The following is a 9311-nucleotide window of genomic DNA, read 5'->3' on the forward strand; positions in this document are numbered from 1 at the left end:
CACTCCGTGAGCTGCCTGCCCGTCGTCAGCGGCGCCTGGACGCATGAGGGCGGCGGAGCCCTCTACAGCAATTCCGGGATCTACCGGCTGGACAAGACCCTGATCGAGGGCCGGGACCGGATCGACCCCGCCGTGCGGATGCTCGACATGTCCCGGATCGGTCCCGTCCTGGTCGGCGAGCGCGATGCGCTGGGCGACGGGCCGCAGGTCCACGCGATGCTGATCCAGAACACCAACCCGGCGGCGGTCGCTCCGGAAAGCGCCAAGGTGCGGGCAGGGCTGCTGCGCGACGACCTGTTCGTCTGCGTCCACGAGCAGTTCATGACCGACACGGCGCAGCTTGCCGATATCGTGCTGCCCGCGACCATGATGATCGAGCACGACGATCTTTATACGGCGGGCGGCCAGATGCATCTCCAGATCGGGACGAAGCAGATCGAGCCGCCGGGCGAGTGCCGTGAGAACCATGCCGTGATCCGCGGCCTGGCGAAGAGGTTGGGCGCCAGCCATCCCGGGTTCGACCTGACGGCCTGGGAACTGGTCGATGAGACCCTGAAGGCTTCGGGCTGGCCCGGCGCCGGAGAACTGAGCGAAGCCCGCTGGCTCGACTGCATCGCCGGGACCGACACGCATTTCGAGAAGGGCTTCGGCACTCCCGACGGCCGTTTCCACTTCAAGCCGGACTGGTCCCGCGTCGGGCCGAACTTCTCGGACATGCCGGTATTGCCGGACCACTTCGACGTGATCGAGAAGGCGACGCCGGAACACCCATTCCGCATGATAGCGCCGCCCGCGCGCCAGTTCCTCAACAGCAGCTTCACGGAAGTCCCGGCGTCGCGTGCGAGGGAGGGGCGCCCGACCGCGCTGATCCACCCCAAGGATTGTGCCGCCCTTGGCCTGACCGATGGGGGCGTCGTCCGGATCGGCAACCGGCGCGGGACCGTGCTGATCCATGTGAAGCCCTTCGACGGGCTTCAGCCCGGCGTCGTGGTGGTCGAGGGCATCTGGCCCAATGGCAGCTTCATCGAGGGAATCGGCATCAATGTCCTGACTGGCGCCGATCCCGGTCCGCCTTTCGGCGGAGCGGTCTTCCATGACACGGCCGTCTGGCTGAAGCCGGAATAGGAAGTCCGGCCGGCACGGTTCGACTGCCGCCCTCGGTGTGGGTATACGATTCGGGTGGCTGCCGCCGCAGGACGTGGCGGCGTTTCCCAAACTCGTTTAGGCTCTCCAAATGGATGGCGGAGCCACCCTGGACAGGGCGGCTTTCGCTTCCATCTCTGAAATAAGTGGGACGCCGCTGTAGGTTACCATTTCCGCAGGAGGGGTACGCCATGGCAGACGATGACCGCACACTGCCGACCGCCAACGCCACGCGAAGCGATGTGGACGCCTTTCTGCGCAAGGTGGCGGCCACGCCCAACCTGAGACAATCCGGCCGGCGCGGCCGGCTCATGTTTGCGATGGATGCGACGGCGAGCCGGCAGGCGTCGTGGGACAAGGCCTGCCAGATCCAGGCGGAAATGTTCGAGGCGACGTCGGCGCTCGGCGGCCTCGACGTTCAGCTCGTCTATTACCGGGGCTTTCGCGAATGTCAGGCGAGTCCGTGGGTCGGCAGTGCCAAGGACCTGCTGAGGCGGATGACGGCGGTCACCTGTCTCGGCGGCCAGACGCAGATCGGCCGCGTCCTGAAGCATGCGCTCAAGGAAAGCCATCGCGAGAAGGTGAACGCCGTCGTCTTCGTCGGCGACTGCATGGAGGAGGACATCGACCGGCTCTGCCATCATGCCGGCGAACTTGGATTGCTGGGCGTGCCGGTCTTCATGTTCCACGAGGGCGGTGAGCCGGTCGCGCGGCGGGCGTTCGAGCAGATCGCGCGTCTCAGCGGCGGGGCCTATTGCCCGTTCGACGCCTCCAGCGCGCAGCAGTTGAAGGAACTGCTGAGTGCGGTCGCTGTTTTCGCCGCCGGCGGCAGGCCGGCGCTTGCCGACTACAGCCGGGGCAAGGGTGAGGTAGTCCGGCAGCTTTCGCATCAGGTCGGCAACAGGTAGGGGGAAAGACGGCGCCAGATGTTTCCGCTGTTCCTGCTCGGCATCGCACTTCTGATCGGTTTCGTTCTGCTGGCGCGGGCCTTCGTGAATGCGGACCCGAAAAGCCTTGCGCGGGGCGTGCGCTACACGGCCATCGGCGTCACGGTCGTCGTCGTGGTGTTTCTGGCGGTGACCGGGCGTCTGGGGACCGCGATGGCGATCGGCGCCTTCGTGCTTCCGATGGTGCTGCGCTGGCGATCGATCATCAACCGGGTCCGTGCTGCGGCCGGTCCTTCCGACGGCCAGACATCGACGGTCGAGACGATGTTCCTCCGGATGTGGCTCGACCATGATTCAGGCGCCATGAGCGGTGAGGTATTGCGCGGTGCGTTCGAAGGGAAGATGCTGAACGACATGCCGCTGAGTGACTTGCTGGCCCTGCTCGACGAATGCCGGGCCGGCGATCAGCAGTCCGCCGTCGTCCTGGAGGCCTATCTGGACAGGACCCAGCCGGACGACTGGCGTGCCTCCGGGTCAGGTGATGACAATTCCGGAGAACGCGAGAGTGGAGGAAAGGGAGCCCGCTCCGGGAGCGGTGCTATGACAAGTGACGAAGCTTACGAAATTCTGGGGCTTCAGCCGGGTGCTTCGGTGGAGGAAATAAAAGAGGCGCACAAAAGACTTATGCTGAAGATGCACCCCGATCAGGGCGGTTCGACATACCTCGCGGCAAAGATCAATCAGGCGAAAGATCTGCTGATGCGTTCATAATGCGTGGGTTGCGTTGCAGCGTGTCCTTGTGGCAGAAGATTCCGGGCGTAGACAATGCCGCTTCGGTTACGGGTTATTCCCACCATCCACGCGTAGCGAAAAGAGATACCCATGCGTAAAGCAGTGCGAAAGGCGGTTTTCCCGGTTGCTGGACTGGGCACCCGGTTTCTGCCCGCGACCAAGGCAATTCCCAAGGAAATGCTGCCGCTGGTCGACAAGCCGCTGATTCAGCACGCCGTCGAGGAAGCCCGCGCTGCCGGGATCGAAGACATCATCTTCGTGACCAGCCAGGGCAAATCGGCCATCGAAGACCATTTCGACATCAACGCCGACCTCAACAAGACTTTGGAAACCCGCGGCAAGCTCGACATGCTCGATGCGGTGCGGGCGACCGAGATCGGGTCGGGCAAGCTCTTCTACACCCGGCAGCAGCAGCCCTTGGGGCTTGGCCATGCCGTCTGGTGCGCCCGGAAACTCGTCGGCGACGAGCCGTTCGCCGTGCTGCTGCCCGACGACGTCGTGCTGGCCGGCACGCCTTGCCTGAAGCAGATGGTCGAGGCCTACGACGAAGTCGGCGGCAACATCGTTGCCGTGGTCGATGTGCCCCGCGAGCACACCAACCGCTACGGCATCCTCGACGTCGAGTCCGACGATGGCCGGCTGGCCTCCGTCAGGGGGCTGGTCGAAAAGCCGAAGCCGGACGTGGCGCCCTCGACCCTGTCGATCATCGGCCGCTACATCCTTCAGCCCGAACTGTTCGGTCACCTGGACCGCCAGGAGCGCGGCGCCGGCAACGAGATCCAGCTTACCGACAGCATGGCCCGGCTGATCGGGACCCAGCCGTTCCACGGCCTCCGTTTCCAGGGTACCCGCTACGATTGCGGCGACCGGGTCGGATTCCTGGAAGCCAACATCGCATTCGCCCTCGAGAACCCGGACCTTGGGCCGAAGGTGCGTGAAGCTCTCGCCAAGATATTGTAAACGACCCCCCGCTGCATTTTCGGCAAGTTAAAAGAAGGCACATCTATGCGTATCGCAATGATCGGCACTGGCTATGTCGGGTTGGTTTCGGGCGCCTGTTTCTCAGAATTCGGCGTCACCGTCACCTGCGTCGACAAGGATGCGGGCAAGATCGATCGGCTCAACCGGGGAGAGATCCCGATCTACGAGCCGGGCCTGGATGAACTGGTCGCCAAGAACGTCAAGGCAGGCCGGCTGTCCTTCAGCCTCGATCTGGCAGCCTCGGTCGCCGATGCCGATGCGGTGTTCATCGCCGTCGGGACCCCGTCACGCCGGGGCGACGGCCATGCCGATCTGAGCTACGTCTATGGCGCCGCCGAGGAAATCGCGCGCGGCATCAACGACTATACCGTCGTCGTGACCAAGTCGACGGTCCCCGTCGGCACCGGCCGCGAGGTCGCCCGGATCATCCGCAAGACCCGCCCGGACGTCGAGTTCGGTGTCGCCTCCAACCCGGAGTTCCTGCGCGAAGGGTCAGCCATCGGCGACTTCCTGCGTCCGGACCGGGTCGTAATCGGCACCGACAGCGACCGCGCCCGCGCCGTCATGCGTGCCCTGTACCGCCCGCTCTACCTGATCGAAACGCCGATCGTCATGACCAGCCTGGAAACGGCGGAGCTGATCAAGTACGCGGCCAATACCTTCCTGGCGACCAAGATCACCTTCATCAACGAGATCGCCGACCTGTGCGAGAAGGTCGGCGCCGACGTTCATGACGTCGCCAAGGGCATCGGCCTCGACGGGCGCATCGGCAAGAAGTTCCTGCATCCGGGGCCGGGCTACGGCGGGTCGTGCTTCCCCAAGGACACGCTGGCGCTCGTCCGCACGGCGCAGGACTACGGCTCGCCCCTGCGGATCGTCGAAACCGTCGTCGACATCAACGACAAGCGCAAGAAGTCGATGGCCGACCGGATCGTCGAGGCCTGCGGCGGCGACGTCGACGGCAAGACCATCGCCGTGCTGGGCGTGACCTTCAAGCCCAACACCGACGACATGCGCGACAGTCCGTCGCTGGACATCATTCCGGCGCTTCAGGCCAAGGGCGCCGTGATCCGCGCGTTCGACCCGGCCGGCCAGCACGAGGCCGAAAAGCTTCTGCCGGGCGTGCAGTGGTGCGGCGATACCTATGAAACGCTGGAAGGCGCTTCCGCGATCGCCTTGCTGACCGAGTGGAACGAGTTCCGCGTGCTCGACTTCAAGCGCGCACGGGAGTTGATGAAAACTCCTGTTCTGGTAGACCTTCGCAACGTCTACAATCCGGACGATATGGAGATGGCCGGGTTCGCCTATACCTGTGTCGGCCGGCCGTCGCGTTATCGGATCAGCAACCGTGATCTGCGTGAGAAGGTTCTCGAAGCATGAGTGAAGCCCATCAGTTCCACAGCACCGTTCTGCGTGAGTATGACATCCGCGGCATCATCGGCAAGACGCTGACCGCCGCCGATGCGAAGGCCATCGGGCGCAGCTTCGGTACCGTGGTGGTCCGGGCTGGCGGCAAGCGCGTATGCGTCGGCTATGACGGCCGCCTCAGCTCCGTGGAACTGGAAGAGGCTCTGGTCGAAGGCTTGGTTTCGACCGGCCTGCATGTCGAGCGAATCGGCCTTGGGCCGACCGGCATGCTGTACTTCGCGGTGCGCGACCGCGAAGCCTCGGCCGGCGTCATGATCACCGGCTCGCACAACCCGCCGGATTACAACGGCTTCAAGATGATGCTGGGCAAGGCTCCGGTCTATGGTCCCGCCATCCTCGAGCTGGGCGAGATCGCTTCCAAGGGCGCCTACGCGGTCGGCGACGGTACGTCCGAGAAGATCGACATCCAGGACCACTATGTCGAGCGACTGCTGAAGGACTACGACGGCGGCAAGGAACTGACGGTGGCCTGGGATGCCGGCAACGGCGCCGCCGGCGAGATCCTGAAGCGGTTGACCGCCAAGCTGCCGGGCAAGCACATCCTGCTGTACGAGGACATCGACGGCAACTTCCCGAACCACCACCCGGATCCGACGATGCCGGAGAACCTGGTGGACCTCCAGAAGGTGGTTGCCGAGAACAAGTGCGACCTCGGCATCGCCTTCGACGGGGACGGCGACCGGATCGGTGCGGTGGATGCCGGCGGGCGGATCGTCTGGGGCGACCAGCTGGTCGCGATCTACGCGTCCGAAGTGCTGAAGACCCATCCCGGCGGCACGATCATCGCCGACGTCAAGGCCAGCCAGACCTTGTTCGACGAGATCGAGCGCCTGGGCGGCAAGCCGCTGATGTGGAAGACCGGCCACTCCCTGCTCAAGGCCAAGATGGCCGAGACGGGATCGCCGCTGGCCGGCGAGATGAGCGGCCATATCTTCTTCGCCGACAAGTGGTACGGCTTCGACGATGCGCTGTACTGCGGCGTCCGGCTGGTTTCGCTGGTGGCGAAGTCCGACAAGCCGCTGGCCGACCTGCGCGACGTCCTGCCGGAGGTCTTCAACACGCCGGAAGTCCGCTTCCAGGCCGACGAGGAACGCAAGTTCGCCGTCGTCAAGGAGGTCAAGGCCCGGCTGGCGGCAAGCGGCGCCACCGTCAACGACATCGACGGCGTCCGGGTCAACACCGAGGACGGCTGGTGGCTCCTGCGTGCGTCCAACACCCAGGACGTACTGGTCGCCCGCTGCGAAGCGTTCAGCCCCGAGGGGCTAGAGCGGCTGAAGGCGCTGCTGGTCGAACAGCTGAGCGCCAGCGGCATCGAAGCGCCTGCCGACTTCTGATCGGGGCGACTTCCGATCTGTCTTGCGTCCCGCGATTGCCGTATCCACTGTGATGGAATTCGGCAATCGACGGGGATGCGGGACATGCCAGACACTATTATTGTCGACACCACTCTTGATGTCGTCGAGCAGACTTTTCCGATCGATCTAGGCCGGTTCGACCCGGCCGCCAAGCCGACAGGCCTCGTCATCGTGGACGAGGTCAACGGGTTCTGCACCGTCGGCGCCGGCCCCTTGGCTCCTGCGTCACCGAATGAGCAGGTCAGCCGCATGATCGCGGAAACCGTGGCGCTGGCCCGGCGCTTCGAGGCTGCGGACTGGCCGATCCTGGCCTTCCTCGATACCCACATTCCAGGCAAGGCGGAGCCTCCCTATCCGCCCCATTGCGAAATCGGCACCGGACAGGAAAATCTCGTGGCGGAGCTGGAATGGCTTGACGCTGCGCCGACCGCCACTCTGGTGCGCAAGGACTGCATCAACGGCTTCATCGGCGCCATCAAGCCCGACGGCTCGAACCTGCTGCTCGAGTGGATCGCCGGCAACGGCCTGAAGTCCGTGCTGGTCGTCGGGATCTGCACGGATATCTGCGTCATGGATTTCGTGCTGACGCTGCTGTCGGCCCGTAACCACGGCATGGCGGCAAGCCTTGAGGACGTCGTCGTATACGAGCCTGCCTGCGCAACCTATGACTTGCCGCCTGCGGTTGCCCGCGACCTCGGCCTGCCGGAAACCGCCGCTCACCCCCAGCGGCAGGCGCACCGCGTAGGCCTCTACCTCATGGCCTCACGCGGTGCCGTGCTGGCCGGCGAACTGGCGTGATCGGGGCTTTTCAGGGCGCTACGGTCAAGCAGTCTTCCCCGGTCCGTGCGAGGCTGCCGCAGACCGTACGTGCCATCGATTCGTCGAGGCCCATCAGGCGGGCACGGAACAGACGGCCGGAACCGGTGGTGACCGGGAGCATCTGGGGATAGGCGGACGCGAGGAGCGTCGGCATCCGGCGGGCCACGTCGGCAAGTGCCCGCCGGCCCGCATCGGGGTCACCGAAGGCTCCGATCTGAACGCCCCAGCCGGCGGTATTCGGCGCTTCCGCCGCTGCGGCGCTGCTGGTCAGGCCGGCTGAGGTCGGAGCCAGATTGGCGGTCAGGGCCGCTATCTGGTCGCCATCGGACAATTCCTCGATGCTCGCGACCTCGATCCCGGTCTCCGGTTTGCGGGTCGGCAAGGCCGGCGCCCGAAGTGAGGCTACCAAGGGGGCCGGCGTACGGGGCGTTGCGAAGCCCTGGTCCATCAGCTCGGCCATGTGTTCGTCGCGCCAGCCCGGCGTGTCGCCGCCCATGACGATGGCGATCAGCCGACGGCCGTCCCGTACCGCCGATGCGGCGAGGTTGAAGCCCGAAGCCCGGATATAGCCGGTCTTCAGGCCGTCCATGCCCTGATAGATTTCCATCAGCCGGTTATGGTTGGGGTGCTGAACGCCCTGATAGGTGAAACTGGCCCGGCTGAAGTAGGGATAGAACTTCGGATAATCGCGGATCAGCGCATTCGCCAGCGTCGCCAGATCGCGCGCGGTCGTCACCTGATCGCTGTCCGGAAGGCCGGACGGGTTGCGGAAGCTGGTCCGCATCATGCCGAGTCGCTTGGCTTTCTGGTTCATCATCCTGACGAAGCGGGTTTCCGACCCGCCGATGCCTTCGGCCAGCACCATGGCCGCGTCATTGGCCGACTTGGTCACGAGCCCGAGGATGGCGTGCTCGATCCTGATCTTGCGTCCGGCCTTCAGGTCGAGCTTGGTAGGGGGCTGCGACGCCGCCTTGCGCGAAATCGTGAAATACTGACCCAGCTTTACCCGCTTCTTCTGAAGCGCTTCGAACGTTAGGTACAAGGTCATCATCTTGGTCAGGGATGCCGGATACTTGGGATCGTCGGCGTTGGCCCTGTACAGGACCTCGCCATTGCCGGCATCGATCACGATCGACGCATATTTCGACTGAGCCGATGCCGGGGTGCCGCCAAGCGCGCACAAAGCCAGCATCAGCGTTACGGTCATGAACCGGACCAGAACGCATGCCGGCCTGTACGATGATAGTTTCATGGCGGAACCCCCTCGCGCCCTTAAGAGCTGACTTTCGACAGGATGGTAATTTCGAGGAGAATCAATGTCTACCACCCTTTCGTTAATTGGGTATCTCGGCCGCCACCTGAGATAAATCCCGAACGGGTGAGGGAGCGGCGCTCCGGAAGATTGTCGGGAGATCGTCTCGTCTGGTTTGCGGCTCGGTGATATATTCTCCGGTATGCGCCTGTTGCCGATCGGTTTAGCCGCTGCCTGGGTTTTGTTGCTGTCCGGTTGTGCCTCCCTGGGGCCGGCGGGAGAGGAGGACGCTCGCAAGCTGACATGGTTCAGCTACGTCAACGGCGAGGATCTCCGGGCAAAATGCTCCAGCGACGAACCCGACCGCTATCGGCTGATCTACAATTCCAAAGCGAACGCTCAACTCCGCACCTACGAAGTGCAGGGCGCCGAGGCTCGGGCGGGGAGTGGGGCCGGACCGGATGGCGGCGGGGCAGTGGTGGAAGCGCGGATCATACCGGCCGATGCGCTCTGGCGGCGCGATCCGGAAGACACGCTGGCTGCGGGGCAATCCGCCAGCATGAGGCTCTATCTGTCGCCCGACCAATTCGGAAAACTGACGTCGAGGCTTGCCGAGAGCGGTGTCTTCGACGGGTCTTCCACGGAGCTTCATTC

8 protein-coding genes and 1 pseudogene are annotated in these 9311 nt (G+C 64.5%); 8 read left to right on the forward strand and 1 reads right to left on the reverse strand.

Annotation, left to right across the window (positions count from 1 at the left end; genetic code table 11):
* The 7 genes from AC5JJ6_RS28320 to AC5JJ6_RS28350 all read left to right on the forward strand — a co-directional run.
* The coding region (locus tag AC5JJ6_RS28320) for a molybdopterin-containing oxidoreductase family protein (RefSeq protein ID WP_496045268.1) at positions 1-1125 on the forward strand (1125 nt) is incomplete at its 5' end.
* A gap of 209 nt (positions 1126-1334) precedes the next feature.
* Positions 1335-2051, forward strand: coding sequence for a vWA domain-containing protein (locus tag AC5JJ6_RS28325; RefSeq protein WP_496045269.1), 717 nt, complete (start codon positions 1335-1337; stop codon positions 2049-2051).
* A gap of 18 nt (positions 2052-2069) precedes the next feature.
* Positions 2070-2801, forward strand: coding sequence for a DnaJ domain-containing protein (locus AC5JJ6_RS28330; protein ID WP_496045270.1), 732 nt, complete (start codon positions 2070-2072; stop codon positions 2799-2801).
* A gap of 111 nt (positions 2802-2912) precedes the next feature.
* Positions 2913-3782: a UTP--glucose-1-phosphate uridylyltransferase GalU gene (gene galU / locus AC5JJ6_RS28335; RefSeq protein WP_044429235.1), complete on the forward strand. Its 870-nt coding sequence runs from the start codon at positions 2913-2915 to the stop codon at positions 3780-3782.
* Positions 3783-3827: 45 nt separating this feature from the next.
* Positions 3828-5183, forward strand: coding sequence for a UDP-glucose dehydrogenase family protein (locus AC5JJ6_RS28340; protein ID WP_496045271.1), 1356 nt, complete (start codon positions 3828-3830; stop codon positions 5181-5183).
* A complete protein-coding gene (gene pgmG, locus AC5JJ6_RS28345; protein WP_496045272.1) occupies positions 5180-6565 on the forward strand; it encodes a phosphoglucomutase/phosphomannomutase PgmG in 1386 nt (461 codons plus the stop codon). Before AC5JJ6_RS28340 ends, pgmG begins: the two co-directional genes overlap by 4 nt.
* 84 nt (positions 6566-6649) lie before the next feature.
* Positions 6650-7384: an isochorismatase family protein gene (locus tag AC5JJ6_RS28350; protein ID WP_496045273.1), complete on the forward strand. Its 735-nt coding sequence runs from the start codon at positions 6650-6652 to the stop codon at positions 7382-7384.
* Positions 7385-7394: 10 nt separating this feature from the next.
* On the opposite strand, the gene AC5JJ6_RS28355 is transcribed toward AC5JJ6_RS28350, so the two are convergent.
* Positions 7395-8657: a serine hydrolase gene (locus AC5JJ6_RS28355; protein WP_496045274.1), complete on the reverse strand. Its 1263-nt coding sequence runs from the start codon at positions 8655-8657 to the stop codon at positions 7395-7397.
* A gap of 211 nt (positions 8658-8868) precedes the next feature.
* On the opposite strand from AC5JJ6_RS28355, the pseudogene AC5JJ6_RS28360 reads away from it, so the two are divergent.
* Positions 8869-9311: pseudogene (locus AC5JJ6_RS28360) on the forward strand (hypothetical protein); the annotation flags it as partial.

Source organism: Skermanella sp. (assembly GCF_059503625.1).

Bases quoted from the DNA above. Each gene is read 5' to 3' on its own strand.
- AC5JJ6_RS28325 (WP_496045269.1), top strand. From the start codon at position 1,335: ATGGCAGACGATGACCGCACACTGCCGACCGCCAACGCCACGCGAAGC.
- AC5JJ6_RS28330 (WP_496045270.1), top strand. From the start codon at position 2,070: ATGTTTCCGCTGTTCCTGCTCGGCATCGCACTTCTGATCGGTTTCGTT.
- galU (WP_044429235.1), top strand. From the start codon at position 2,913: ATGCGTAAAGCAGTGCGAAAGGCGGTTTTCCCGGTTGCTGGACTGGGC.
- AC5JJ6_RS28340 (WP_496045271.1), top strand. From the start codon at position 3,828: ATGCGTATCGCAATGATCGGCACTGGCTATGTCGGGTTGGTTTCGGGC.
- pgmG (WP_496045272.1), top strand. From the start codon at position 5,180: ATGAGTGAAGCCCATCAGTTCCACAGCACCGTTCTGCGTGAGTATGAC.
- AC5JJ6_RS28350 (WP_496045273.1), top strand. From the start codon at position 6,650: ATGCCAGACACTATTATTGTCGACACCACTCTTGATGTCGTCGAGCAG.
- AC5JJ6_RS28355 (WP_496045274.1), bottom strand. From the start codon at position 8,657: ATGAAACTATCATCGTACAGGCCGGCATGCGTTCTGGTCCGGTTCATG.